The 25287-nt window shown below is 64.4% G+C and carries 24 protein-coding genes and 1 tRNA gene; 14 read left to right on the top strand and 11 right to left on the bottom strand.

The window, feature by feature from the left end:
- The gene (locus NATOC_RS05615) at positions 1-3048 is read left to right on the top strand and encodes a type IV secretory system conjugative DNA transfer family protein (protein WP_015320459.1); all 3048 of its coding nucleotides are present in this window, start codon (positions 1-3) and stop codon (positions 3046-3048) included.
- Positions 3049-3122: 74 nt separating this feature from the next.
- Here NATOC_RS05615 and NATOC_RS05610 read toward each other — a convergent pair whose 3' ends face one another.
- The 3 genes from NATOC_RS05610 to NATOC_RS05605 form a co-directional block, all read right to left on the bottom strand.
- Positions 3123-4355 carry an RNA-guided endonuclease InsQ/TnpB family protein gene (locus NATOC_RS05610; protein ID WP_015320458.1) on the bottom strand — a complete coding sequence of 411 codons (1233 nt, stop codon included), beginning with the start codon at positions 4353-4355 and terminating at the stop codon, positions 3123-3125.
- Positions 4356-4499: a DUF2080 family transposase-associated protein gene (locus NATOC_RS21720; RefSeq protein WP_015320457.1), complete on the bottom strand. Its 144-nt coding sequence runs from the start codon at positions 4497-4499 to the stop codon at positions 4356-4358.
- 218 nt (positions 4500-4717) lie between these two features.
- Positions 4718-5254: a metal-dependent hydrolase gene (locus NATOC_RS05605; protein WP_015320456.1), complete on the bottom strand. Its 537-nt coding sequence runs from the start codon at positions 5252-5254 to the stop codon at positions 4718-4720.
- A 153-nt stretch (positions 5255-5407) separates the two neighbouring features.
- Here NATOC_RS05605 and NATOC_RS05600 point away from each other — a divergent pair, with 153 nt between their 5' ends.
- The 3 genes from NATOC_RS05600 (at position 5408) to NATOC_RS05590 (ending at position 9207) form a co-directional block, all read left to right on the top strand.
- Entirely contained in the window at positions 5408-7264 is a 1857-nt protein-coding gene (locus NATOC_RS05600; RefSeq protein ID WP_015320455.1) for an L-aspartate oxidase, read from the top strand.
- Positions 7265-7339: 75 nt separating this feature from the next.
- Positions 7340-7930: a DNA-3-methyladenine glycosylase family protein gene (locus tag NATOC_RS05595; RefSeq protein WP_015320454.1), complete on the top strand. Its 591-nt coding sequence runs from the start codon at positions 7340-7342 to the stop codon at positions 7928-7930.
- Positions 7931-7977: 47 nt separating this feature from the next.
- Positions 7978-9207 carry a hypothetical protein gene (locus tag NATOC_RS05590; RefSeq protein WP_015320453.1) on the top strand — a complete coding sequence of 410 codons (1230 nt, stop codon included), beginning with the start codon at positions 7978-7980 and terminating at the stop codon, positions 9205-9207.
- A gap of 37 nt (positions 9208-9244) precedes the next feature.
- Here the strand turns inward: NATOC_RS05590 and katG are convergent, their stop codons facing one another.
- The 4 genes from katG to NATOC_RS05570 form a co-directional block, all read right to left on the bottom strand.
- Positions 9245-11428, bottom strand: a complete 2184-nt coding sequence (gene katG / locus NATOC_RS05585) for a catalase/peroxidase HPI (protein ID WP_015320452.1) — start codon at positions 11426-11428, stop codon at positions 9245-9247.
- 339 nt (positions 11429-11767) lie between these two features.
- Entirely contained in the window at positions 11768-13111 is a 1344-nt protein-coding gene (locus NATOC_RS05580; RefSeq protein WP_015320451.1) for an ATP-grasp domain-containing protein, read from the bottom strand.
- 69 nt (positions 13112-13180) lie between these two features.
- Positions 13181-14650 carry an oligosaccharide flippase family protein gene (locus NATOC_RS05575; protein WP_015320450.1) on the bottom strand — a complete coding sequence of 490 codons (1470 nt, stop codon included), beginning with the start codon at positions 14648-14650 and terminating at the stop codon, positions 13181-13183.
- A 215-nt stretch (positions 14651-14865) separates the two neighbouring features.
- Positions 14866-15618, bottom strand: a complete 753-nt coding sequence (locus tag NATOC_RS05570; protein ID WP_015320449.1) for a GNAT family N-acetyltransferase — start codon at positions 15616-15618, stop codon at positions 14866-14868.
- A gap of 180 nt (positions 15619-15798) precedes the next feature.
- Between NATOC_RS05570 and NATOC_RS05565 the strand changes: the two genes are divergently transcribed.
- The 7 genes from NATOC_RS05565 (at position 15799) to NATOC_RS05535 (ending at position 22129) form a co-directional block, all read left to right on the top strand.
- The gene (locus tag NATOC_RS05565; RefSeq protein WP_015320448.1) at positions 15799-16899 is read left to right on the top strand and encodes a succinylglutamate desuccinylase/aspartoacylase family protein; all 1101 of its coding nucleotides are present in this window, start codon (positions 15799-15801) and stop codon (positions 16897-16899) included.
- A gap of 103 nt (positions 16900-17002) precedes the next feature.
- A complete protein-coding gene (sdhC, locus tag NATOC_RS05560) occupies positions 17003-17431 on the top strand; it encodes a succinate dehydrogenase, cytochrome b556 subunit (RefSeq protein ID WP_015320447.1) in 429 nt (142 codons plus the stop codon).
- Position 17432: 1 nt separating this feature from the next.
- Positions 17433-17798, top strand: coding sequence for a succinate dehydrogenase hydrophobic anchor subunit (locus NATOC_RS05555; protein ID WP_015320446.1), 366 nt, complete (start codon positions 17433-17435; stop codon positions 17796-17798).
- 1 nt (position 17799) lies between these two features.
- Entirely contained in the window at positions 17800-18687 is an 888-nt protein-coding gene (locus NATOC_RS05550) for a succinate dehydrogenase/fumarate reductase iron-sulfur subunit (protein ID WP_015320445.1), read from the top strand.
- A 1-nt stretch (position 18688) separates the two neighbouring features.
- Positions 18689-20524: an FAD-binding protein gene (locus NATOC_RS05545; protein WP_015320444.1), complete on the top strand. Its 1836-nt coding sequence runs from the start codon at positions 18689-18691 to the stop codon at positions 20522-20524.
- Positions 20525-20588: 64 nt separating this feature from the next.
- On the top strand, positions 20589-20774 hold the full coding sequence (locus NATOC_RS05540) for a hypothetical protein (protein ID WP_015320443.1): 186 nt from the start codon (positions 20589-20591) through the stop codon (positions 20772-20774).
- A 50-nt stretch (positions 20775-20824) separates the two neighbouring features.
- Entirely contained in the window at positions 20825-22129 is a 1305-nt protein-coding gene (locus tag NATOC_RS05535; RefSeq protein WP_015320442.1) for a 5'-deoxyadenosine deaminase, read from the top strand.
- Between the two features lie 24 nt (positions 22130-22153).
- Here the strand turns inward: NATOC_RS05535 and NATOC_RS05530 are convergent, their stop codons facing one another.
- Entirely contained in the window at positions 22154-22348 is a 195-nt protein-coding gene (locus NATOC_RS05530; protein ID WP_015320441.1) for a XapX domain-containing protein, read from the bottom strand.
- Between the two features lie 115 nt (positions 22349-22463).
- On the opposite strand from NATOC_RS05530, the gene NATOC_RS05525 reads away from it, so the two are divergent.
- Entirely contained in the window at positions 22464-22682 is a 219-nt protein-coding gene (locus NATOC_RS05525) for a helix-turn-helix domain-containing protein (protein WP_015320440.1), read from the top strand.
- 4 nt (positions 22683-22686) lie between these two features.
- On the opposite strand, the gene NATOC_RS05520 is transcribed toward NATOC_RS05525, so the two are convergent.
- From NATOC_RS05520 to NATOC_RS05510, 3 genes are all read right to left on the bottom strand, one after another.
- A complete protein-coding gene (locus NATOC_RS05520) occupies positions 22687-23502 on the bottom strand; it encodes an HD domain-containing protein (protein ID WP_015320439.1) in 816 nt (271 codons plus the stop codon).
- A 113-nt stretch (positions 23503-23615) separates the two neighbouring features.
- Complete coding sequence (locus NATOC_RS05515) at positions 23616-24095, bottom strand: redoxin domain-containing protein (RefSeq protein WP_015320438.1); 480 nt, start codon at positions 24093-24095, stop codon at positions 23616-23618.
- A 96-nt stretch (positions 24096-24191) separates the two neighbouring features.
- Complete coding sequence (locus NATOC_RS05510) at positions 24192-24407, bottom strand: hypothetical protein (protein ID WP_245549686.1); 216 nt, start codon at positions 24405-24407, stop codon at positions 24192-24194.
- A 390-nt stretch (positions 24408-24797) separates the two neighbouring features.
- Between NATOC_RS05510 and tatA the strand changes: the two genes are divergently transcribed.
- Together tatA and NATOC_RS05500 are read left to right on the top strand one after the other, a co-directional pair.
- The gene (tatA, locus tag NATOC_RS05505) at positions 24798-25124 is read left to right on the top strand and encodes a twin-arginine translocase TatA/TatE family subunit (protein ID WP_015320436.1); all 327 of its coding nucleotides are present in this window, start codon (positions 24798-24800) and stop codon (positions 25122-25124) included.
- Between the two features lie 14 nt (positions 25125-25138).
- Positions 25139-25211, top strand: a tRNA-Arg gene (locus tag NATOC_RS05500).
- Positions 25212-25287: the final 76 nt, after the last annotated feature.

Below are 25287 nucleotides of genomic sequence, written 5' to 3'. Positions count from 1 at the left end.
ATGAGTCTTCCATTCGGTGACGACGGCGAACCAGTCGAAGAGCTCGAGAAATTTGGCGCTCGGATCGAGGGCGAGGACGACCCGAAAAGTCCCGTTTTGATTAACAACAAGGAGTGGGCCATACAACGCTACGATCCGGTCGAAGAAGAGGTCGAAACCTACGCCGGCGCGTGGCCTCGAGCGATGATCGAGAACGCACAAGCCAAACCTCGACAGCCACTCTGGATCGGCGTTTCGGAGAGCTCCGGTCGCGAGGTGCCGGTCGAGTTTGATCGACTCTTTCGACACGTCTTCTACGGTGGCTCAACTGGGACCGGAAAGACGACGAAGATGTACAACGACGCCGTCGCATTGATGTACGGCGGCCACGGCGTCACGATCATCGATCCGAAGGGTGACGATATCTACGATCTGCTTCGGCGGGTGCCGGAAGACCGCTGGGACGATGTGATCTACATCGCACCGGGAGACGACTTCCTGGACAAGTCGGTCGGGTTCAACCTCTTCGAGACCTACCACGATCCCGACGAGACTGGGTTCGACGAGGAGATCGAGGGGATCGTCGACGACTTCAAGGAGCTGTTGAAGGCTGGCGACTTCTGGGGGAACCGGATGGACCGTGTGATGAAGACGATGGTCCGAGGGATGATTCGCCACGAGTTCGAGTTCACGCCACTCGAGCTATACTACGCGTTGCTTGACGAGGAAAATCGGAGACAGTATGCGGATCTCATTGCGTCGGCTGACGACGATGACATCGCGTTCCTCGAGGTCTACACGCGACAGATCGCTGAGGAGTTGACTGAGCAAGAGCTCGACGCACTCGTCGGTCGGCTAAAGGACTGGGTAGAGAATCCGATCACGCGCCAGATTCTCGCTCAACGTGAGTCCGATGTCTCGATCGCGGAGGCAGTCAACGAGGGCAAGATCATCATCTGCAAGAACGACCTTCCGGGTGAAGCAAAGCGGATGGTCGCGACGGCGGTCATGCGCCGCGTCTGGACCTGTGTGAACGACCGGATCAATCCCTCGGAGAAGAAGGTTCGCGAGCTTGCAGGGGCGAACACCTCCGGCGGGGATTACGACCCGTACTTCCTGATGATCGACGAGTGTGACGACGTCCTCACTGAGGCGTCACAGATCGACAAGATGCTCACGAAAGCCCGGTCGAAGAAGCTTGGATTGCTGTTGGCGACACAGACGCTCCATCAGTTGGATGCCGAGGCTCAACAGGCGATTCTCTCGAACTGTAACACGCTAGTTTCGCTGAATCCGCTGTTACCCGACGAAGCTCGAGCGTTGTCCGATCGGTTCGGCGGGAAGGATCCACAGGACCTGACACAGATTCCCGACTATCACGCTCAAACGAAGCTGCGTCATGAGGACGACTCGTTCATGGCGAAACTGACGCCACCATACCCGCCGCTGCACTCGATCGAGGACGCGTTCGAGCTGATCCAACAGTCGACCGAACGCTATGGGATCGAACGCCAGTCCGGGCGGGAGGTCCTGGACGATCTGTTCTTTACCGGCACTGGACAGTCGGAGGCAGCCGACGCAGCTGGCCGTGAGAACACCGAAGCGGACGTCGAGGAACCGATGGATGTCGACGACGTCGAAGCTGCTCAGACAGCGCTGAAGGCGATCTACGACGAGACGATCCGTGCCAAGTCTGACTCGGTCGAGACACCCGCCGCAGAGCAGGCAGTGACCGACGCAACTGGCCTCGAGTATACGCAGGCCTCGAATATCGTTGAACGGCTTGAGGCGGTTGGTGCTCTCGAGCAGCGGAGTACGAGCGATGGGCTGGAGATCACGGTTACACCCGAGGGTCGCGGTCAGATCGGTCTCGAGACTGGCTCGGGTGGATCAGGCGGGAAGAGCAAGCACCGACATATGCTTCGTGAGGTCTACGAGTGGGGGACACGGTCTGGGTACGAGATGCAGTTACCGACCCAAGACGGTGATGAGTTACCCGACGCGGTCGGTGAGGTCCCGCCATCGATCGTCCCTGATGGCGACCTCTCGGACGACGAGCGCGAGCAGATCGCTCGCTCGCGCCTTGAAGAAGAGTACCCCGACGTCCTCGAGCTCTCGGGAACGGATACATTGTATATTGAAGCGGAGTCGAAGGGACTCTCGAAGCCCGGCGGCCCGATCAAGAACGCGGCGAAGGCCCCGAGTCCCGAACAGCTGCTTTTCGTCGTCGGTGACGGTGGCGACGATGGGCTGACGAACAACGCCGAGCGCCTTGCGTCAATCTTCGGTGCCGACGGTAGCGATCCGTTTGTATCGGTACGGACACCGACAGGAGTCGCCCGGAAGTTCTACACTCGTGGGCAGCTCGAGCTGTCCGGTGACGATACCGGTATTGAGAAGCTCGCGATTGTCCCAGGCGACGCTTCAACAAAGTGGGTCGAGCTTGAGGACGGAACGATTGTCTGTCGCGACCGGGACACCGACGAGACCTACCTTCGGTTCGATGGGCCCGAGGACTACCGGAAGCGCGATCCCAGCGACGCGCCGGCGACTGTTCACTACGATCCCGAGGACACCAACTACGTCGTTGAACGTGACGGCGACGTCGAACGGAAGTACGGTGCGAAGAGCCCTCTCACCGACGAGTGGACGTATATCTACGAGCCCGTGATTCCCGAGGCGATGTTCCGCGAGTACGGCCACGATTCGGTTCCTGATCCCGAGGCGTTCCGGATCGCTATTGTGCCGAACGACGACCGTGACCTCGAGGGTGAGACTGAGCTGCTCATGTTTGACGTCGATTCCGAAGAGGCGATTCCGATCGAGGCCTGGCTAGATGGCTCGACCGGTAGCGTTGAGACTGGTATGCCTAAGTCTGACGCGAGGATTGCTGACGACGAAAGCGACGGTTCGCCGGACGTGGAGCCGCTTCGGGAACCTGAGGAACCCGCACCTGCGCCCGAAACGCCAGAGCCTCAGCCGGATCCTGAACAGCAGTCGGAAGAGCACGACAGCGAGGATGATGCCAACGAGAACGGCGGCTTGGAGACGTCCTGGACCGACGTCTGACTTACAGCAACGGGTGTTTGCGTTGCCGAGCTGGACGATTCATGCCCTCCACGGACGGTGACTTCCTCCCCACCCTACTCGCTCACCGCTGACGCGGTTCGCTCCTTGAGGGTGGGGCTTCCTGCTTCGATGACGCGCTTTGCAGGAACCGAATGGGTTCCCGTAGGGAGCGCAGTCTCCACAGGCGTTGATTCGGGACAGCCCGCCCCTACTTGTTCGAGACCGCGAGAAAGGATGTTCCACGACGCATTCGCGTCTCTGTCTGCCTCGAACCCACACGACGGACACGAATGCTTGCGTACCCACAACGGCTTGTCCGTCTCGACGCCACATGACGCGCACTCTTTGGTCGTGCCTCGGGGGTCCACGGCGACGAAGTACGTTCCTTCCCGCTCGCACTTGTATTCGAGCATTCGCAGGAACATCCCCCACGAGGCCCCGGCGCGGCTCCGAGAGTTGCCCGGAAGCTCAACCAGTCCTTTCGTATCCAAGTCCTCGACCGCGACAAGGTCGTACTCGCGGGCGTAGTACGCCGAGAGTTTGTGCAAGAAGTCTCGACGCTTGCGCTTCAGGTCAGCGTGGCGTCGAGCGACCGTCTTGCGCTGTTCCTCCCAATTGTTCGAGCCGTGTTCCTTCCGCGAGAGGTTACGTTGGGCGCGTTCTAACCGCTCGCGTTCGTCGGAAAGGTCAGGCGACTCGACGGCGGTCCCGTCGCTGTCGTGGACGTATTTTAGGATACCCACGTCGATACCAACAGCGTCAGTCACCTCGTCGGGCTTCTCGGGTGGGTCGTCGGGGGTTTCGACGCCGAGGATGGCGTACCACTTGCCGGTGGGTTCGCGTTTGACAGTGACGGTCTTGATGGTGGCGTCGTCGGGCAGGTCGCGGTGGAAAGTAATGGGAATGTCACCAATCTTCGAGAGCCACAGTCGGGTCCGACCACTCGTGTTTTTGAGTTTGAAGCCGGACTGGCTGTAGGTGAACGATTGGTACTCGCCCGGTGCTTTCCACTTCAACTCCCCGACGCTGTAGCCGTTCTGCTTCCGGCTGTTGAGCGTCGAGAGGTTGTCGTACAACCGCTGAACGACTTTCTGCAACACCTTCGAGTGAACGTCTCGCAGGTCATTCCACCAGTCTTTCAGGTCCGGCAGACGCTTCTGCTCGGAGTACGACGACGACGTATCGTCGTGGCGGTTGAGGCGGTGGAGGAAATGGTTGTAGACCTGCCTACAGGTATCGACAGTCCATGCGAATCGCTCGCGGAGGTCGTCAGACGGGTTTAGCTGATACCTGTAGTTGTAGTTCATCTATTCGTCGTCGGGGTCAGAAGTACGGACGACTTTCACGTCCGCGCCACGCCAGCGTTTCGGGACGTAGACGTGAGCGCCGTTACCTGTGGCTTTCACGTCGCCGTCCACGACTTCGTGGCCGTTGATTGTGAACTGTTCCATGTACGATGTAGATACATTGTCGGAACTGATAAACGCGTCGGTAGGCCTGTGGGCCGGTCGTTGCAGGGTGTATGTGAGACGATGACGGCGCTGTATCCCCGCCCTACTGCGCTACTCGGTCGCTTCGCTCCCTGCGTTGCTCCTTGAGGACGGGGCCTTAGCGCCTGATTTTAGGTAATTGGGCTGTCGTGTGGTCTCAGCCGCAAGCGTCGATCACGTCACGACCGACGGACTACCCGCCGAATCGGTGCCGTCCCCGGGTAGCCGTCGGCTATCCAGAGCCCGATGCTTGCGACGAGGATGACCGCCTCGAGCCACAGCGTCGTTGCTTCGATGCCGAGGCCGGGAACCGTCCCGAGGGGTTTGACCCCGGAGTACTCGGGCATGTGGGTGATCGGCCACAGCAAAAAGCCCAGCTCGTCGTAGTCGCCCGAGAGGACGTGCCAGGGGATGTCGGTCGCGATGTGCGAGCCGTAACCGATCGCGAAGGCGACCCCCAGCAGTTCGCGGTCCCGACGCCGTGCCAGCAGCCAGACGACAGCGACGAGCGGGACGACAAACAGCAGCGAGTGGCCGATCGTCCGTCCCACGGGGACGACGTCCGCGGCGTGAAGCGGTTTGTCGATCAGATCCGCGAGTCCCGCGCCGACGATCGCGACGAGCGCCGGCGTCTCGGCGGGCACGTCGTCACGACGCCAGCGGGCGTACGCTGCGTAACAGAGATAGCCGACCGCGAGGTGGACGACGGGTTGCATCCGACCATCCACTACGGCAGCGACTGTGGTAAGTGGTCGGCCGTCGACATCCGGCCCCGACAGGATCGGGACAGGAGCGGCGTTTCAGGCGTTCTTGACGGTGGTTGCATCGTTCGGTGACGCACCTAAACCGGTTCGGCCCCGAGATAGAGTATGGCTCGAACACCACGCGGCGAAGGCGACAGTTCGGTACCCGCGGCCGAGCTCGGTGGCGTCGAACGCCGTCTCGAGGACGCGGACGAGACCGCGGCTGACGGGATCGAGTACGACATCGTCACGACGCCGGTGCTCGTCATCGGCGCCGGAGCGGCGGGAGCACGCGTCGCGATCGCGCTCGCCGAGGCGGGCGTCGAGCCGCTCGTGATCGGCAAGCGCGACCACGGCGACGCCCACACGACCTGGGCGGCCGGCGGCGTCAACGCCGCGCTCGGCTCGCTCGACTCCGAGGACGACTGGACCGTCCACGCGGCCGATACGCTGAACGAGGGCCATCACCTGAACGATCCCGAGGCCGTCGAGCTGACGGCGAGGCATATGCCGGATCGGATCCGTGAACTCGAGGAGTGGGGGATGCCGCTGGACCGTACCGATGACGGCGAGATCAACCAGCGGTACTTCGGCGCCCAGTCGTACCGCCGCACGTGTTTCGTGGGCGATCGAACTGGCGAGGCGATGCTCGAGACGTTGATCGACCGTGCCCGCGAACTCGAGATCCCCTACCGCGAGAACGTGATGATCACGCGGCTGCTCTCGGACGGTCAGCGCGTCTCGGGTGCCATCGGCTTCGATATGGAGACCGGTCGCGGCCTGCTCTTCCGGAGCGAGCACGTCGTGGTCGCCGCAGGCGGGTTCTCCGCGCTCTACGATCGCCACTCCTCGCGGGACGACGAGAACAACGGCGACGCTCAGGCGCTCGCGCTCGAGGCCGGCGCCCGGCTGCTCGACGCCGAGTTCGTCCAGTTTCACCCGACGGGAATGGTCGGCGAGCGCTACGGCGAAGAGTGGGACGGCCGCCTGGTGACCGAGGCGGTCCGCGGCGAGGGAGGGCGGCTCTACAACGCGGAGGGAGAGCGGTTTATGGAACGATACTCGCCCGACCAGATGGAACTCGACGCCCGCGACGTCGTCGCCAGGGCGATCGCTCGGGAGGTCCGTGAGGGACGAGGAACGGAGAACGGCGGCGTCTTCCTCGATATCTCCCACCGAGACGACGACTACGTTCGCGACCGGCTCCCGTCGATGGTCGAGCGCTTCGAGTCGCTGGGTGTCGACATCACTGCAGAACCGATGGAGGTCGCACCGACGGCCCACTACACGATGGGTGGGGTCGACATCGACTTCCGGACGGGCGAGACCGGCGTCGAGGGGCTGTACGCCGTCGGCGAGGCCGTCGCCGGCGTCCACGGCGCGAACCGCCTCGGCGGCAACTCGCTGGCCGAAACCGTCACGATCGGGAAGCTCATCGGCGAGTACGTCGCAAGCGCGGTGATCCCCGACGACCGCGAGCCGACCGTCGAGGACGGACAGCGCGCGTTCGCCGAGCGGGAGTTCCGGGCGCTCGCGGGACTTTCGGCCGCCGACGGCGAGCACACTCCGGAGGCGATCCTCGAGGAACTCGGCGAACTGTTGTGGGAGCACGCGGGGATCCTCCGGGACGAGGCGGGACTCCGCGAAGGGCTCGATCGCCTCGACGAGCTCCGTGCGCGAACGGCGGAGCTCAGGATCGACGGCGACCGCACCTCGCGGTCGTTCGAGTACGCGGTCGATCTCTCCGTTAGCCTTACCGTCGCCGAAGCGTTGCTCCGGACGGCCCTCGAGCGAACCGAATCCCGAGGAGCCCACTATCGGACCGACCACCCGGAGACGGCGACGGACTGGCGTGTCAACCTCGTCCTCTCGGTCGACGACGGAGACCTCTCGATTCGGCGCCGCGGCGTCGGCGAGCCGAGCGAGCCGGTTCGGGAGGCACTCGAGGAAGGATACGAACTCGACTACCACCACCTCGAGTGACGCCGCCTTGTCGTCCCCGCGCAAGCGAGACGCATATGCGCCCCCGGCACCGTGTTTCGCATCCGATCACTGCGCATGATAGATGAGGCAGCCCCCGTACTCCGCCAAGATCCCGTGATGGCGGAGCTCGTCGACCGGCACGACCCCTACGTCGAACCGGACTGGAGCGAGTACGAGCGACTCTGCATCTCGATTATCAACCAGCAGGTCTCGACCGCGAGCGCCGCCGCCATCCGCGAGCGGGTGTTCGACGTCCTCGACGGCGAGGTGACACCCGAGAGCGTCCTGGCGGCCGACGAGGCGGCGCTGCGCGACGCGGGACTCTCACCGAGCAAGGTCGAGTACGTCCGCAACGCCGCCCGGGCGTTTCAGGAGAACGACTACACGCGTGCGGGGTTCGCCGATCAGACGAACGCGGAGGTCGTCGACGCCCTCACCGAGATCAGGGGTATCGGCGAGTGGACCGCACGGATGTACCTCCTGTTCGTCCTCGAACGACCCGACATCCTTCCGCTCGGTGACCTGGCGGTTCGGCGCGGGATCGAGAACCTCTACGCCGACGGCGACGAGCTCACCCGCGCGGAGATGCGCGAGATCGCCGCGGACTGGCGTCCCTACCGCAGCGTCGCGACGCGGTACATCTGGGCGGAGTACGAGTCGGAGTAGCAGACGCCGGCAACGGGCTGAAGCGTCGGCCGGGCGCCAACGGCCGTATGGCGGACGATACGACATCCGACGTGCGGGAACGACGATTGACGACCGATCCCGAGCGGATCCGCGAGTGGGCGGAGTCACGCGATGCCGTCCCGGTCTCGACCCACGGAGGCGAAGGACACGGCTACTCGTTCGCTCGACGGGAGGAGCTCGACGCGGACGAGGACGCGGCGGACGCCTGGGCGGCGTTCGACGAGCGGCTCCGGGACGACGAGCTGGTCGTTCTCTACCGCGACGGCCAGCCGACGAACGAGCCCGGCGAACTCGGCGAGTTCGAGGTACTCGAGCGAGAGGGAGCCCTCAAGCGGGCCTCGCGGGAACGAAGCGAGCTCGAGGACGCCCTCCGCCGGGGCGAGACGGTGACGACCGAGGTCGTCGAGAGCGACGTCGAGAGCGAGAGCCGGGTCGTCGAACGGGACACGGTCGAGAGCGAGGTCGTCGACCGCGAGATCGTCGACCGCGAGCTGGTCGAGTCCGAACTCCTCGAGCGGGCGGTCGTCGACACCGAGTTCGTCGGCGACGACGTCGTCGCGGTGACGGCAGACGAGTCGCGCCTCGAGACGATCGCGGCGGTCGAACGCTACACCGTCGAAAGCGAGGTCGTCGATGTCGACATCGACCGCGGCGAGCCACGGGCCGACTCCGAGAGCGTCCGACGGTCCGTCCTCGAGGCCGTTCCGCGCTGGGAAGACACCGCCGAGTCGGTCGATAGGGAGCTCGCCCGGAGCGAGGACGTCGATGGCGACGGCGATTTCGTGCGAAACGAGCTGCTCGAGCGCCGCACCGTCGAGGAGCGGGTCGAGGAACGCATCCGCAGACGGTTCGCGCTCGAAGACACCGAGGTGCTCGACTCGGAGGTTCTCGACAGCGACGTGCTGGAGGGCGAGCTCGTCGACCCCGAGGAGTACGAGACGGTCGACTCGAGAGCGGGGGACGCCGAGACGACGGCGACCGGTGAACCGGTCCCCGGAACCGAGCCGATCGTGCGCGAGCTCGACGACGACGACGTGGGAAAAACCGTCGTCGACGAGTCGGACGAGCGGATCGGGATCGTCACCGCCGTCGAGGGCGATACCGCGTACGTCGATCCGGAGCCGGGGCTGGCGGATCGGCTGAAGGCGAAGCTGAACTGGCTCGAGCGCGACGACGACCGCCCCGTCCGACGCTCGCGGATCGGCGATATTACCGACGACGAGCTGGTCGTTCGGCCGGAGCCCGAGGACGCGTAGGCGGCGAAAAAATAGCGACGAACCGAGGCTGGAGCGGTTACTCGAGGTCGAAGCGGTCGAGCTGCATGACCTTGCTCCAGGTGTCGACGAAGTCCTGCACGAACTTCTCTTCGGCGTTCTCGGAGGCGTAGATGTCCGCAGCGGCGCGGAGTCGGGAGTTCGAGCCGAAGATCAGATCAGCGCGGGTCGCCGTCCACTCGACCTCACCCGTCTCGCGGTTGCGCAGTTCGAACACCTGGTCGTTGTCGGATTCCGGGGTCGCCTCCCAGCCCATGATGTCCTGGGACTCGTCGGACGCTTCCCACTCGTAGTCCATGTCGAGCAGGTTCACGAAGAAGTCGTTGGTCAGCGTCTCCGGCTGGTCGGTGAGGACGCCAAGGTCGGTATCCTGGTAGGTGGCCCCCAGTGTGCGCATGCCGCCGACGAGCACCGTCATCTCGGGTACCGTCAGGTTCAGGAGGTCGGCCTTGTCGACCAGCAGCTCCTCCTGGGATCGCTCGGCCTCGTCGCTGTAGTAGTTGCGGAAGCCGTCCGCGACGGGTTTGAGCGCCTCAAAGGAGTCGACGTCGGTCTGTTCCTGGGAGGCGTCGGTTCGGCCCGGCTCGAACGGGACCTCGACGTCGTAGCCGGCGTCGGCTGCCGCCTGCTCGACGGCCGCGTTACCGCCCAGGACGATCAGGTCGGCCAGCGAGACCCGCACGTCGTCGGATCGCGAGCCGTTGAACTCCTCTTTGATCTCTTCGAGGGTCGACAGCACCGTCTCAAGCTGGTCGGGCTCGTTGACCTCCCAGCTCTGCTGGGGCTCGAGGCGGATACGGGCACCGTTCGCGCCACCGCGCTTGTCGCCGTAGCGGTACGTCGAGGCCGACGCCCAGGCGGTTTTGGCCAGCTGGGAGACCGACAGCTCCGAGTCGAGGAGCTCCGCTTTGAGCTCGGCGGCGTCGTCCTCGTCGATCAGCTCGTAGTCGGCGTCCGGGATCGGATCCTGCCACATCAGCTCCTCGTCCGGAACCTCCGGACCGAGGTACCGCTCTTTGGGCCCCATGTCCCGGTGGATCAGCTTGAACCAGGCCCGCGAGAACGCGTCCTGGAACTCGTCGGGGTTGTCCTGGAAGCGTTCGAGGATCTCCCGGTAGTCGGGATCACGCTTGAGCGCGACGTCGGTCGTCAGCATCATCACGTCTTCCTTCTCTGCGGGATCCTCGGCGCCCGGGGCGGCCTCGTCGAGTTCGCCGTTCTGCGTGGTCCACTGCCAGGCGCCGCCGGGACCTCGCTCGGGCCACCACTTGTACTCGAGCAGGTTGTCGATGTAGCTCGTGTCCCACTGGGTCGGCGTGGTGTTCCATGGGCCCTCGATCCCGCTGGTGATCGTGTCGGCGCCCTTCCCGGAGCCGTGGCTGCTCTCCCAGCCCAGCCCCTGCTGGTCGATCGGGGCCGCCTCGGGCTCGGGACCGACGTGCTCGTCGGGATTCTCGGCGCCGTGGACCTTCCCGAAGGTGTGGCCGCCGGCGATGAGCGCGGCCGTCTCCTCGTCGTCCATCGCCATCTGACCGAACGACTCCCGGATCCGTTCCGCAGACTTCTCCGGATCGGGCTCGCTGTCGGGACCCTCGGGGTTCACGTAGATCAGCCCCATCACGGTGGCGGCGAGGTTCCCCTGGAGCTCGCCGTCCTCGTCGAAGCGCTCGGAGGCTTCCCACTCGTCCTCGGGACCCCAGTCGACGGCCTCGTCGGAGCGGTACTCGTCCTCGCGCCCGGCGCCGAAGCCGTACGTCTCGAACCCCATCGACTCGAGAGCGACGTTCCCGGCCAGGACGATCAGATCGCCCCACGAGAGTTTCTGGCCGTACTTCTGCTTGACCGGCCAGAGCAGTCGGCGAGCCTTGTCGAGGTTCGCGTTGTCGGGCCAGCTGTTAAGCGGCGCGAAGCGCTGTCGGCCGCCCGAGGCGCCACCACGACCGTCTTTGATTCGGTACGTGCCGGCGCTGTGCCAGGCCATTCGGATAAAGAGCGGCCCGTAGTGACCGTAGTCGGCCGGCCACCACTCCTGGGAGTCGGTCATGACGTCCTCGAGATCCGACTTCAGCTCCTCGTAGTCGATCTCCTCGAACGCCTCGGCGTAGTCGAAGTCCTCGCCCATCGGACCCACGTCGCAGGCGTTCTGATCGAGGATCTCCACGTTGAGCTTGTTCGGCCACCACTCTTGGTTGGACCTTGTCATCGTCGTACGGTTGTGGCTTTCGCGTATTAAGATTACCTAATCCGATAAGGAACTCTTCGCTCGCACCCAATCGATCTTTATCATTTGCGAACTTCTCTCGTCGATGGGCCCTTTGCGAGTTTACCTCATGGCAGTTGCACCCACTGCTAACGCCGGCTTTCGACGGGCACGGCGAGACCGGTTTCTCGAGATCGTGGTCGCCGTCCGTCGGCGGCGACTCGAGCGGTGATTCGGCAGTGGATGTTTCGGTCCCGCAGAAGCGTCCCGGGGTCACACGAAGTCGCGACTCGCTACGTCGTGGGGCAATCGAGCCGTTCGAACCGCCCGCTCACGGGTGGGTCACTCCTCCTCTTCGGGTCTGTCCTGTGCGTCGCGATCGATCCGTCGACTGACGTCGACCTGGTAGTTCTCGAGGATGTCCCGACCAAGCAAGACGGGGTAGTCCATGTGGCTGCGATCCTCGACGCTTGCGGTGACGGTATGTTGGTTGCCGCCGACGCCGACGACGACGTCGACGACGGGACGGCTCTTGGAGGTCTTGCTGCTGCCGGATTTGACCCGCGTGATCGACTTGATCGGACCGGCGCCGATGTCGGCCGCCAGCGAGGTGTCGATACTCGTCCGGGTCGCTCCGGTGTCGGACTTCGCGAGGACGGTCTTCGAGCCGCTGGTCCCCGAGAGAACGACCTCCTCGGTGTAGCCGATCACCGCCGGCTCCCCGTCGAACGCCGACGCGTCCGCCGGCTGGGCCGACGGCCGGGAGTCGTCGAGCACCGCTGACAGCTCCGCGACGCGGTCCTCGTCGACCTCGCCGCCGCCGCGTTCGATCGCGAGCTTGGCGATGTAGGGAGCGGGGCTGACCTGGGTCGCCTCGTACAGCCCCTTGAACCCCGCGGTCGGGTTGACCTCGAGGACGAACCAGCCTTCGTCGCCCTCGACGAGATCGACGCCGGCGTAATCGAGCCCGATGGCGTCGCTGGCTCGGCGAGCCATCTCGCGGGCCGTCTCGGGAAGATCGTCGGTCGCGTTCTCGACGGAGCCTCCGAGGGCGACGTTCGTCCGCCAGTCGTTGTCGGGCGCGTAGCGGTACATCGCCCCGATGATCTCCCCGTCAACGACGTAAACTCGAACGTCGCGGTGGCGGGCGTCCTCGCGGTCGATCAGCTCCTGGAGGAAGGCGTATCGATTGCCGACCTTCGCGTTGATCGGGTCGTCCGGGCCGACCTTCCAGGTTCCGCCGCCGTGGGTGCCGATCGCCGTCTTGTAGACGGCTTCCTCGCCGTACCGGGATCGGACCGCGTTGAGCGTCTGGTTACCGAGGGCAAGCGTCACGTCGGGGACCCTGACGTCGTTGGCTGCGAGCGCCGTCGCCGTCGAGAGCTTGTGGATCGCCGTCAGCACCGACTGGGGCTCGTTGAGCATCGGGACCAGCCCTGAGACGGTGTTCGCCAGGCCGAGCTCCTCGCAGGGCTGTTCCGTGTTCGATAGCAGCATCCGGTTGGCGATAACGTCGACAGCGGGTTCGAGGGTAGCGCTCCCGTCGGCGACGCTGACGGCGGTGTTCTCGGCGCGGAGCCACTCGGTGTCGTGGCCGAGTTCCTCGACAGCGTTGAGAATCGCCTTGGTTTCCTTACTGGTGTGAAGGCTCAGTACGCCGACGGTGACGGAATCGGAAACAGCCATACAGGATAGAGACCAACGGTACTGATAAGCGTTCGTGAGCGATGGCAAGCGTCGGAGCCGGAGTCCGGATCAGGAGATCACCGACCGAACCTCCTGGACGTCGATCATCCCGGTCGTCACCGCGAGGACCCACCAGGTGGCCGCACCGAGCCCGATCGCGACGAACAGCATGATGACGTTCGATATCAGCGGCGTTACGAGCAACACAGCGACGGCCATCACGCCGGTGATGGCGCCGATACGAACGACCGTTCGTGCGAGCCGCTCGAGCCGCAGGGAGAGCTCACTGTGGAGGATATAGAGGTTCACGGCGACGTAGACGGTGTGGGTCGCGACCGTCGCCGCGGCGGCGCCGACAACGCCGAGGGTCGGGATGAGCACGAGGTTCAACCCGAAGTTCGCGACCGACGTCACCCCCTTGGCGATCGCTCGGGAACGGGCCCGTCCGAGGTAGTCCAGGCTATCGCTCGTCAGGTTCGTGATCGCCTGCAGGACGATAAACCCCGCGAGGATCTGTAACACGGGCGCTGCCCCGGCGTAGTCGGCACCGAACACCATCGTGACGAACGGCTCGGCGACGATCACGAGTCCGACCGCCGCGGGAACGTACAACAGAAGCACGTTCGTCAGCGACGTCTCGTAGATCCCCCGGGCGTCCGCGAGCTGTCCGGTGGCTTTCTGCTCGCCGAAGTTCGGGGAGATCGTAAATCCGAGCGCCTCCGCGGGCGCGAGCGCGAAGTCCGCGATCTGTTTCCCCAGCTGATAGAACGCGACCGCCGCGGGGGTCAAAAAGACGCCGACGAGGACGACGTCGATACGTTTGTCGATCACGTTCGCGCTGCGGGTGGCGGTGAGGGGAACGCTGTACTCGGCGAGGCGCCGGGCGAGTCCGGGCTCGTACTGCTCGGCGGGCTCGTACCGGGCGTAGTACTCGAGGTACAGGATCGTCACCCCGACGGCCGCGGAGAGGGCGTATCCGACGACGTAGCCAAACAGCGCGCCGAGCGCACCCATCCCCAGGACGACGAACGCAACCGCAAACACCAGGCGGGCGACGCCACTGATCGCCTGGATCGCCGCGCTGTACTCGAGGCGGTTGAACCCCTGGAGCGCGATCTGGGAGGTCGTGCTAAACGAGAAGGCGATGATATAAAGCGCACCCGCTGCCAGGAAGGGGGCGGCGCCGGGATCGCCAAGTGCCGCGGCGAGTTGCTCGTGAAACGCCAGAAGGGCGGTCGTAACGATCGCGAGCAACGTGAGCTTCAGCGCCAGCGTCGTCCGGATCAGATGGGGGATCTGGCCCGGGTCCCGCTCGCTGTACTCCGAGAAGTATCGTGCGGCCGATTTCCCGAGTCCGAGATCGGCGACGAGCTGGATCACGGCCAGGACGCCGATCGCCCAGTACAGCGCGCCGTAGCCGTCTGGATCGAGGAGAAAGCGCGCCAGGACGAGCATCAACAGCGCGCTCGAAACCATGTATACCGCCCGCGAGACCAGCGTCGCCTTGAACCCGCGAACGATGTGCTCCTGTCTGTTCATGCTAGAGGGGTCGTCGGACGCCGTGCTACCGAACGGGGACGGACCGCGACTCGCAGAAGACGACCAGCGAGGACGTAATTGTAATGCGGAGACAACTCCGAGACGAGGAACGAAACGGCGCGCTGGAATCCGACGCCGGCGGCTCGGAGCCGTCGGTACCGACGGTAGGGGGAGCCTACTGGCGGAGTGGGGCAATTGGCGCGGTCACCGAACCGTTACAGGTACGAGGAGTCCCAGCGGGTCGGCTTGCGGCGGTTGCCACAGGCGTTGCACTCGATTCGCCCCATCGTATCCATCGCGTTGTCGATCGAATCGCAGTTGCCACAGAGCCAGCCGTACCGGTCGGCCTGGCCCTCGCTCTCGTAAGCGCCGTAGAACGGGGCCTTCGACCCTCGGTCCGCGTCACCGTAGCTGACGTACACCGTCTGGTCGTCGATCTCGCGCTCGTCGATGGCGGTCCACTCGTCGCCGCTTTCGAGCTCGCCTTCGACGTAGATGTTCTCGGTGAACGTCTCCGAGCCGATCTCGACCTCGCGCTGATCGGCCTGTTCGAACCCGTGGTTCTCGTAGAACGTGTTCCCGCCCTCGTTGTCCTCGAGGACGAAACACTGGACCTGGTCGGCACCGTCGTCGAGGAGCTTCTCCCGGGTCCGGACGAGCAGCCGGACGCCGATGCCGTCGCCGCGGGCGTCGGGATCGATGTGGAGCCACAGCAGCTGGCCGTTGCTGTACTGCTGACCGACCAGTTCGCTGTGGGAGAACCCGATCACCTCGTCGTCGCGCTCGACGACCAGGATCAGCGAGTGGTCGTCATCGATTTCCTCGGTGAACTCTTCGCCGTACCACTGTTCGATGGCTGCCTCGATCGTCTCCTCGCCGAGGAAGTCGGTGTAAGTCGAAGAGAGCGAACGGTCTGCGATCGAACGGATCGTCTCGACGTCGGCGTCTGTCGCTTCGCGAATCTCCATGGCTGTACCGTACCATTCGCGCATACAAAATTCATGCCCTGAATCACACTGACCTCGGCACGTTCGCGGGCGATTTCGGACGGACGCTACAACGGTGGTCCCCAAGACGGTTCGTGGCTGCCCGAACCCGACCCCGGACGACGAACAAAGATTCACGAGGGTGCCGCTCCAGAAGCAACTATGAGCGGTAACGACGCGGCGGACGACGACTCGAGAGAGTCGTCCGATCCGCCGGCGATCGACGACGACGTCTTTACGTACGACGGCGGCCGGGTCGATCCCGGTGAGTCGGCAAACATTCGGTACGGAATCAGCGAGACGTATCTCGGCGATCCCGTGCGGATTCCGGTGACGATCATCAACGGGGACCATCCCGGGCCGACGGCGTTTCTCTCGGCGGCTGCACACGGCGACGAACTCAACGGGATCGAAGTCGTCCGTGAGGTCGCTCACGACTGGGATCACGCCGAACTCCACGGAACGCTGGTCTGTCTGCCGGTGATGAACGTTCCCGGCTTTCTGGCCCAGGAACGGTACTTGCCGATCTACGATCGGGACCTCAACCGATCGTTCCCGGGACGGGAGGGGTCGACCAGCGCCAGGCGGATGGCCCACCGGATCTTCACGAACTTCATCGAGCCCTGCGACTTCGGGATCGACTTCCACACCTCGACCCGAGGACGGACCAACATGCTTCACGCGCGGGCGAATATGGACGACCCCGGCGCTGCACGGGTCGCCTGTGCGTTCAGCTCCCACGTCATCATCGCGGGCCAGGGGCCGTCGGGCACCCTTCGTCGCGAGGCGACCGACGCCGGCGTTCCGACGGTGACCATCGAAATGGGCGAGGCCCACCGCTTCCAGCGGCGGCTGATCGACCGCGCGCTCACCGGCGTCGCCAGCGTGTTCGCGGAGTTCGGCCTCCATCCGGGCGCGGCCGTCCACTGGCCGGGCTGGCGGACCGTCATCGACAGCGACGACGAGAAGACCTGGCTCCGGGCCGACGCCGGCGGGATCGTCGACATGAAACACGGCCGCGGATCGCTCGTCGAGGAGGGAGACGTGATCTGTACCATCACGAACCCGTTCAAGGAGAAAGAGGACATCGTCACCGTCGAGGCGCCGTTCACCGGGCTGATCGTCGGCGTCCTCGAGAACCCGGTCGTCTACCCGGGGAACCCGCTCTGTCATCTGGTTGGCCTCGAGCCCGATACTCGGACGGCTCTCGAAAACGACCGGACGGGATCCAGAACCGGCTCGCGGTCCCAGCTCCCGATGTGAGCCGTCGCTGACCACGGCTCGAGGGAGTGGAATTTGGAACCCGGTAAACCAGCCGATAAAGGTAACTTCTATACGGTCACGGTCAAACCGTCCAGATGAGCGTATGAGTCAGTCTTACAATCGCGGTCTCATCGAGGACTTCGGTCGCTGGAAGGAGTTCTCGGCCGGAATGTGGGCGTGGATCTTCCACAAGTTCACCGGGTGGATGTTGATCGGCTACCTGTTTACCCACATCGCCGTGCTGAGTACGGCCATCGGCGCCGCAAGCGGCGATCCAGCGCTGATCCCACAGGGCGAGGACGTCTACACCCAGACCATCCAGGGTCTCGAGTCGCTGTTTATCATCCGTGTGCTCGAAGTCGGCCTGCTTGCCGTCGCCGTCTTCCACATCCTGAACGGGCTGCGGCTACTGATGGTCGATCTCGGAATCGGCCTCACCGCACAGGACAAGAGCTTCTACGCCTCGCTGGTGTTGACCGGCATCATCACCGTCGCGAGCGTGCCGACGTTCATGGACGGGGTGGCGATCTAAGATGGCCGAACGCTACTCCTCTTTCACGCGGGGCGGTACCAACTGGTTCCTCCAGCGGGTTACCGCGGCGTTTCTGATCGTCGTGCTGGCGTTTCACTTCTTCCAGCTGCACTTCGTGAACCACGCGGCCGACGTCACCTTCATGGGTACGCAGGCCCGAATGGAGAACGTTGGATACTTCCTGACGATGGTGTTGTTCCTGATCGCGGGGACGTTCCACGGCGTCAACGGCGTCTACAACGCCCTGGTCAACCAGGGACTCGAGGGAACGCCCAAGAAGGTCGTCCTCGCGGTCCTCGTGCTGGCCGGAATCGCACTCATCGTCCAGGGTATCTGGGTCGCAGTCGCCATGGCGGGGTGGACCTAACATGAGTACGCAACAGGAACAACCGCAAGAACCCGAATCGCAGGAAGCACCGGAAGACCCCGAGATGCGGGGTGCCGAGTCGCCACAGCAGGAGCGACTCAAGGAAAAAGAGCAGGGACTGGCCCAGGACGAGGCCGTCGACGAGTCCGACGTCGAGGGTGAGACGGTACACCTCAAGGTGTTCCGCTACGACCCCGAGGTCGAGGGCAAACAGGAACCCCGTTTCGACGACTTCTACGTCCCCTTCGAGAAGGGGATGACCGTCCTCGACGCGGTGATGTACGCCCGCGACGAGTTCGACTCCTCGCTGACCTTCCGTCACTCCTGTCGGCAGGCCGTCTGTGGCTCCGACGCCTTCTTCGTCAACGGCAAACAGCAGCTCGGCTGCAAAACCCAGATCTCGGAGCTCAAACAGCCGATCCGGATCGAACCGCTTCCGCATCAGGAGGTCGTCAAGGACCTGGTCGTCGACATGGACCACTTCTACGACCAGATGCACGCCGTCGAGCCGTACTTCCAGGACGAGGACACCCCGGATACGGCCGACCTCGAGGAGCAACGCCAGAGCCCCGAGAACCGCGAGAAGATCAAGATGTCCTCGCGGTGTATCTGGTGTGCCGCCTGTATGTCCAGCTGTAACATCGCGGCCGGCGACAACGAGTATCTGGGCCCGGCGGCGATCAACAAGGCCTACAAGTTCGCGATGGACGACCGAGAGGACGACGAGATCAAGGAGCACCGACTCCGCATCCTCGAACAGGAACACGGCGTCTGGCGGTGCCAGACCCAGTTCTCCTGTACCGAGGTGTGTCCGAAAGACATCCCCCTGACCGAGCACATTCAGGAGCTCAAACGGGAGGCAGTCAAGAAGAACCTGAAGTTCTGGTAAGATGTACGAACACGACGTTATCGTGGTCGGCGCCGGCGGCGCCGGCCTCCGGGCCGCAATCGCAGCGCACGAGGCGGGCGCCGACACGGCGATCGTCTCGAAACTCCACCCGGTCCGCAGCCACACCGGCGCGGCCGAGGGCGGGATCAACGCTGCCCTCCAGGAGGGTGACGACTGGGAACTCCACGCCTACGACACGATGAAGGGGTCGGACTACCTCGCCGACGCCCCCGCCGTCGAGACGCTGGCCCAAGACGCGCCCGAGGAGACGATGCAGCTCGAACACTGGGGAATGCCCTTCTCCCGCGAGGAGGACGGACGCGTCTCCCAGCGGCCGTTCGGCGGACTCTCGTATCCACGAACGACCTACGCCGGTGCCGAGACCGGCCACCACCTGCTGCACACGATGTACGAGCAGGTCGTCAAACGCGGGATCCAGGTCTACGACGAGTGGTACGTGATGAATCTCGTCACCGACGACGCCGCCGACCCGAACGACCGATCCTGTCACGGCGTCGTTGCCTACGACGTCCAGTCCGGCAACGTCGAGGGGTTCAAGGCAAACAACGGGGTCGTCCTCGCGACGGGCGGTCCCGGCCAGGCGTTCGACCACACCACAAACGCCGTCTCCTGTACCGGCGACGGCCACGCGATGGCCTACCGGGCCGGCGCACCGCTGGAGGACATGGAGTTCATCCAGTTCCACCCCACATCGCTGCCGTCAACGGGCGTCCTCATCTCCGAGGGAGTCCGCGGCGAGGGCGGGATCCTCTACAATGCGAAGGGCGAACGGTTCATGTTCGAGCACGGGTACGCGAACAACTCCGGCGAGCTCGCCTCCCGCGACGTCGTCGCCCGCGCCGAGCTCACCGAGGTCGGCGAGGGACGGGGCGTCGAGGACGAGTACGTCCACCTCGACATGCGCCACCTCGGCGAGGAGCGCATCCTCAGCCGCCTCGAAAACATTCTGCACCTCGCAGAGGACTTCGAGGGTGTCGACGGGCTCGTCGAGCCGATGCCGGTCAAACCCGGCCAGCACTACGCGATGGGCGGGATCGACGTCGACGAGAACGGCCAGACAAACATTAGCGGGCTCTACGCGGCCGGTGAGTGTGCCTGTGTCTCCGTCCACGGCGGCAACCGGCTGGGCGGGAACGCACTCCCCGAGCTGATCGTCTTCGGCAAGCGGGCGGGTCGCCACGCAGCCGGCGAGGACTTAGGCGAGGCCAAGATCCGAACGGGGTACGGCGACGACGTCGAGGACGAGGACGCCGACCTCCCGGTGACGCCCGGCAGTGCCGGCATCGATACTACGGGAGGCGTCGCCGCGGACGGCGGCGTCACGACCGAGGCCGATGGCCTTCTCGAGCGTGCCGTCGAGCAGGAACGGGCCCGCGTCGATCACCTGATGGACAAAGACGACGGCGTCCAGCACGCCCAGATCCGCGCGAAGCTCCAGCAGGCGATGACCGACTACGTCAACGTCTTCCGCACCAGGGATGGGATCGAGAAGGCCCTGCGTGTGATCCGTGAGTGCCGCCAGGAGTACCAGGACGTCTACGTCGACGACCCGTCCCGGACGTTCAACACCGACCTCCAGCAGACCTACGAGACGCGCAACCTGATCGACGTCGCCGAGACGATCGCGCTGGGTGCCCTGGTGCGCAACGAGTTCCGCGGCGCTCACTGGCGCCAGGAGAACCAACAGCGCGACGACGACGAGTGGCTCAAGCACACGCTGATCTCGTGGGACGACGGCGAGCCGAACATCTTCTATCGGCCCGTCATCCTCGAGGGTCAGGAGAAGACCTACGAGCCGAAGGTGCGCAGCTACTGACCGCCGGTGTCGATCGCGCAAAAACCAGCAGCGCTATCCGTTCGGGCCCACTGAGCTCGAACACATGGGAATCGAGCGATTCGTCCGTATCAACCTCGTTCTCGTGCCGGCGTTGATTCTGGCGGGCTACCTGTTCGCCGACTCGCTGCCGGTGCTCGTTTTACCTCTCGGCGTCGGCTACCTTACGTTCGCGCTGCTGATCTGCTTCGGGTGGGGGCTGTCGGTGGCGTCGATGAAGCTTCGCTCCTGAGCGCATAGATCCACAACGATAAGCCGCTGGGCGAACTACCGAGAGCGGAAATGTTGCTGACGGGAACCGTCGTCGCCGACGCCGACACCGTGATCGAGGACGGTGCGGTCGTCGTCGAGGACGACGAAATCGTCGCCGTCGGAGAGCGGTCGGACTGTCTCGAGACGTACCCGGACCACAAGCGCCACTCGTGTGACGTGCTCATGCCCGGCACGGTCGGTGCACACGTCCACTCGGTCCAGAGTCTCGGACGCGGGATCGCCGACGACACCGAGTTGCTGGACTGGCTCTTCGAGTACGTGTTGCCGATGGAGGCCGAGCTCTCGGCGACGGAGATGCGCGCCGCCGCCGAGCTGGGGTATCTCGAGCTGATCGAGAGCGGGACGACGAGCTGTATCGACCACCTCTCGGTCGCCCACGCCGAGGAGGCCTTCGAGGCCGCCCGCGAACTCGGCGTCCGCGGTCGGCTCGGGAAGGTACTGATGGACAAGGAGTCCCCACCGGGGCTGCTCGAGGACACCGACGACGCCCTGGCCGAGAGCGAGCGGCTGATCGAGCGCTACCACGGCGCGGCGGACGGGCGGATCCAGTACGCCGTCACTCCCCGGTTTGCGGTGAGCTGTACCGAGTCCTGTCTCCGAGGGAGTCGAGAGCTCGCGGACGCCTACGACGGCGTCCGGATCCACACCCACGCCAGCGAGAACCGCGGCGAGATCGAGACCGTCGAGAACGAAACCGGTCGCCGGAACGTCCACTGGCTCGACGAGGTCGGCCTCACCGGCGAGGACGTCGTGCTCGCCCACTGCGTCTGGACCGACGAGAGCGAGCGAGAGGTGCTCGCCGAGACCGGTACCAACGTCACCTACTGTCCGTCCTCGAACATGAAACTCGCCAGCGGCGTCGCGCCGGTGCTCGACTACCTGGATCGCGGGATCAACGTCGCGCTGGGCAACGACGGGCCGCCGTGTAACAACGCGCTCGACCCGTTCACCGAGATGCGTCAGGCCTCGCTCTTACAGAAGGTCGATCGGCTCGAACCCCAGGCCCTGCCCGCACGGACGGTCTTCGAGATGGCGACGGTAAACGGCGCCGAAGCCGCCGGCTTCGAACGGGTCGGGAAGCTCCGTGAGGGATGGAAGGCCGACGTGATCGGCCTCGAGACCGAGCTGACGCGCGCGACGCCGATCCACGACGTCCTCTCACACCTCACCTTCGCCGCACACGGCGACGACGTAACCTTCACGATGGTCGACGGCGAGGTCCTCCAGCGCGACGGCGACGTCCTCGTCGCCGACGCCGGAGCGATCCGCGAGCGGGCCCGGGAGTTCGCCGCCGGGCTGGATGTCGCTCCCTGACGATACCGGGTTCGACAGTCGACGTTAGAGTCCGATCGATTCGAGGACGTTCAGACTCACACCCGAAACCTCGACCAGTTTGTAGCCGAAGTAAATACCGACGATCCCCATTAGGCCCGGCAGTTCGGGCGGTGCGGGGATCGGAACGTCGACGAGTGCGAAGAAGGCCCCGGTGAGCGTACCGGTCAGCAGACCGAGGACGATGAGCTGAATATTCATACCGCCCGGGACGAACGGCGACAGTAAAAGGATCCTGACTCGCTCGTGGATCGTCCCGTTTTTCGACGATCGACGATACTCAATTTTAATATCGTCGAACCCCGGACGGACGAGTATGCAACTCGACTCGCGACCGACGGTTTCGATCCCCGAGGAGTTCGACTCGGCACAGGCGAAGCTGATCTACCTCTACCTGCGGGAGTGGCCGAACGCGAGCGCCGACGAGATCTGTACGGCGCTCGGCATCGAGAAAGGGACCTTCCTCTCGGTCGCACGGACGCTTCGCGAGCGCGAGCACGTCGAACGGGTCGAGGGCCGCTACCGGCTGGCCTGACCCGCTACAACTCGATCCGTTCGACCAGCTGTTCGTGGTTCTCGTTCGTGTTGACGGCGACGATCCGGATCTCGTCCTCGAGCCCCGAATCCCGGAGCTTCGCCTTCAGCAGGTTGTCGACCTGGTAGACGCCCGCGGCGTTGGTCATCGCGATCTCGACCATCACCGGGCGGGAGTCGCCCTCCTGTAGGGAGACGTGACTGATCGCCTGGCTCGAGAGCGTGTTGATGCCGCGACCGCCCTGCTCGTAGGGGATACGGGAGCGACCCCGTTCCATATCTAGCGCGTCGGCGACGCGGATGACGCCGGCCTCGGTGGTCAGGGGGGTCTCGGCGGTGTGGTGACAGAGGATCGCGTGAAGCACTTCCCCCTTCATCCGGACGGTCTCGGCGACGTCGTAGAACTCCGGCAGTACCCGCTCCAGGATGTCCGCGGCGAGCGGGATCGAGTAGTAGGCGTGCTGGTCGCGGTGAACGACGTGGCCGACGTCGTGAAGCGTCGCCGCGAGCGCGACGATCACCGCCTCGTCGGCCTCCTCGAGACCCTGCTCGGCGGCACCGTTGAACTCGACGTCACCCGCCTTCAACAGATCGTACAGACAAAGCGCGCGGTTACGGACGATCTCGATGTGTTTCTCGCCGTGGTCGTTGTACCGCATTCGGTCGACGGCGTTGATGTTCTGTGCCTCGAGGTAGGTCTGGATCTCCTCGTCTTCCTTGATAAACTCGAGGACGCGGTTGACCTTTTCGTCGGGGAAGTGATGATCCGCAGTGGGAACGTAGAGACGGCCCGCCTGCTCGTCGGTCGAAGAGTCGCTCATATCCGGACGAGGCGATCCGGCTTAAAAAGGACTGCGGGTGCTCGTACGCTTCGGGAGCACTGGTTCCCGAAGCGACTGCGGGACGGTCCGGAACTGACTTCTAACAGACCCCCTCAGGCCGCGTCGGCAGCGGCGTCCTCGACCTCGGCGTACTCGGGTTCGACGCCGGGATCGTCGCTGACCCACGCGTAGGTGATCTCGCCGTCGGCGTCGACGACGAACACGGAGCGTTTGGCGACGCCGTAGACGCCCATGTCGTCGAAGTCCATCTCGACGCCGTAGTCGGCGATGATCTCCTTGTTCAGGTCGCTGATGAGGCCGAACTCGAGGTCGTTTTGCTCGCGGAACTCGTTCTGGGCGAACGGGGTGTCACGGCTGACGCCGTACACCGTCGCGTCGACGTCGTCGAACGCCGAGAGACGGTCCTGAAACGTACACATCTCGTCGGTGCAGACGCCCGTGAACGCGCCGGGGAAGAACGCGAGGACGATCGGCGCCTCGTCCTCGAGGCGCTCAGAGAGCGTAAAGGAGTCGACATCCCCGTTCGCGAGCGGTGCGGTAAAGTCGGGTGCAGCGTCTCCGGTATCTACCATCGCCCCCGACTTACGCCCAGACCGGAAAGACAGTTTCGCTCCCGGAACACGAGATCGTTCGGCGACGGATCGAAGCGACGAGATGCGAACGTTCCGCTAGGGACCGCGATAGGTCGTTATGCCCGAGGTGTCGTCGGGTCCCGAACTATCCAGTTCGACGTGGGTGACGATCTCCTGATCGACGATCTGCCACTCGTCGTCCCGTCGCTCCGCTTCGGTTCGGGTCCAGCCGCCGAGATCCCGGGGCTCGAAGACGAGTCGGCGGCGGCACGCGTTCAGCGGCGTCCACTCGAGGACGATCGACTTACCCACGTCGATCACCGTCCCGGTTCCTCGTCTCCGGTACCCTGGATCGGGCCTCGTGCGTTCGCGAACCGTCGACGATCGTCCCCGCTACCATAATCTTACCTTACTATCAGTAATTCTTACATATATACTTGTTGGCGAACGCAACGGATCGGTTGGAACCCGACGACGACAGTACAATGAACACGGATTCGAAGTACGAATCGAGGCGAGGCGAGTACGTTTTGTGGATCCACCTGGCCAGAGCTATCGGCTGGCATGAGTGTCTTCGAGACGGTCGAGTCGGGGCTTTCTGCCGTCCCTGGCAGGCGTTTGGCCGCTCTAGCCGCCAGGAGTGGCGATTTACCGTCCGGTCCAAAAAGGTTATAATTGCCAGCCCGTAAGCCACGGATAGAGATGGTAGAAATCGCACCGCTGTTTGCCCCTATTCCAGGGGGTCCGGAACTACTGATCATCCTTTTCATCGCCATCTTGCTCTTCGGGGCGAACAAGATCCCGAAACTGGCGCGGTCGACTGGCGAGGCGATGGGCGAATTCCAGAAGGGGCGTGAAAAGGTCGAAACGGAACTCGAGGAAATGCGTGAGGGGTTCGACGAGGACGCCGACTTCGACGGCGACGACGAGTTCGGCGACGAGGACTTTGGCGACACCGACGACGAGTTCGTCGACACGGAGCCGGTTACCTCCGAAGACGAGACCGAGGCCGACACGGAACCGAACTAGCGCTTTTCTCGACGGGGCGTGTGGCCTAGCGGAGAGGGCAGAAGGTTCCTAACCTTCTGATCGTGGGTTCGAATCCCGCCACGCCCGTTCTGCACGACGAGCGAACGGGCACGGGATTCGACCACGCCACTCCTCGTCTCGAGCAACGACACTCCGGGGGCAC

Origin of the sequence: Natronococcus occultus SP4 (genome assembly GCF_000328685.1) — an archaeon.
GTDB classification, from domain to species: Archaea; Halobacteriota; Halobacteria; order Halobacteriales; family Natrialbaceae; genus Natronococcus; species Natronococcus occultus.
Note: the sequence above shows the minus strand (reverse complement) of the source record. Positions and strands in the feature narration are given on the sequence as shown.

Excerpts from the sequence above, each read along its gene's own strand:
- NATOC_RS05570 (WP_015320449.1), bottom strand. The coding sequence starts at position 15,618 with ATGGAGATTCGCGAAGCGACAGACGCCGACGTCGAGACGATCCGTTCG.
- NATOC_RS05545 (WP_015320444.1), top strand. The coding sequence starts at position 18,689 with ATGTACGAACACGACGTTATCGTGGTCGGCGCCGGCGGCGCCGGCCTC.
- NATOC_RS05525 (WP_015320440.1), top strand. The coding sequence starts at position 22,464 with ATGCAACTCGACTCGCGACCGACGGTTTCGATCCCCGAGGAGTTCGAC.
- NATOC_RS05575 (WP_015320450.1), bottom strand. The coding sequence starts at position 14,650 with ATGAACAGACAGGAGCACATCGTTCGCGGGTTCAAGGCGACGCTGGTC.
- NATOC_RS05610 (WP_015320458.1), bottom strand. The coding sequence starts at position 4,355 with ATGAACTACAACTACAGGTATCAGCTAAACCCGTCTGACGACCTCCGC.
- NATOC_RS05605 (WP_015320456.1), bottom strand. The coding sequence starts at position 5,254 with ATGCAACCCGTCGTCCACCTCGCGGTCGGCTATCTCTGTTACGCAGCG.
- NATOC_RS05590 (WP_015320453.1), top strand. The coding sequence starts at position 7,978 with ATGGCGGACGATACGACATCCGACGTGCGGGAACGACGATTGACGACC.
- NATOC_RS05595 (WP_015320454.1), top strand. The coding sequence starts at position 7,340 with ATGATAGATGAGGCAGCCCCCGTACTCCGCCAAGATCCCGTGATGGCG.
- NATOC_RS21720 (WP_015320457.1), bottom strand. The coding sequence starts at position 4,499 with ATGGAACAGTTCACAATCAACGGCCACGAAGTCGTGGACGGCGACGTG.
- NATOC_RS05530 (WP_015320441.1), bottom strand. The coding sequence starts at position 22,348 with ATGAATATTCAGCTCATCGTCCTCGGTCTGCTGACCGGTACGCTCACC.
- NATOC_RS05550 (WP_015320445.1), top strand. The coding sequence starts at position 17,800 with ATGAGTACGCAACAGGAACAACCGCAAGAACCCGAATCGCAGGAAGCA.
- tatA (WP_015320436.1), top strand. The coding sequence starts at position 24,798 with ATGGTAGAAATCGCACCGCTGTTTGCCCCTATTCCAGGGGGTCCGGAA.
- NATOC_RS05600 (WP_015320455.1), top strand. The coding sequence starts at position 5,408 with ATGGCTCGAACACCACGCGGCGAAGGCGACAGTTCGGTACCCGCGGCC.
- NATOC_RS05535 (WP_015320442.1), top strand. The coding sequence starts at position 20,825 with ATGTTGCTGACGGGAACCGTCGTCGCCGACGCCGACACCGTGATCGAG.
- NATOC_RS05515 (WP_015320438.1), bottom strand. The coding sequence starts at position 24,095 with ATGGTAGATACCGGAGACGCTGCACCCGACTTTACCGCACCGCTCGCG.
- NATOC_RS05565 (WP_015320448.1), top strand. The coding sequence starts at position 15,799 with ATGAGCGGTAACGACGCGGCGGACGACGACTCGAGAGAGTCGTCCGAT.
- sdhC (WP_015320447.1), top strand. The coding sequence starts at position 17,003 with ATGAGTCAGTCTTACAATCGCGGTCTCATCGAGGACTTCGGTCGCTGG.
- NATOC_RS05555 (WP_015320446.1), top strand. The coding sequence starts at position 17,433 with ATGGCCGAACGCTACTCCTCTTTCACGCGGGGCGGTACCAACTGGTTC.
- NATOC_RS05520 (WP_015320439.1), bottom strand. The coding sequence starts at position 23,502 with ATGAGCGACTCTTCGACCGACGAGCAGGCGGGCCGTCTCTACGTTCCC.
- NATOC_RS05540 (WP_015320443.1), top strand. The coding sequence starts at position 20,589 with ATGGGAATCGAGCGATTCGTCCGTATCAACCTCGTTCTCGTGCCGGCG.
- NATOC_RS05580 (WP_015320451.1), bottom strand. The coding sequence starts at position 13,111 with ATGGCTGTTTCCGATTCCGTCACCGTCGGCGTACTGAGCCTTCACACC.
- katG (WP_015320452.1), bottom strand. The coding sequence starts at position 11,428 with ATGACAAGGTCCAACCAAGAGTGGTGGCCGAACAAGCTCAACGTGGAG.
- NATOC_RS05615 (WP_015320459.1), top strand. The coding sequence starts at position 1 with ATGAGTCTTCCATTCGGTGACGACGGCGAACCAGTCGAAGAGCTCGAG.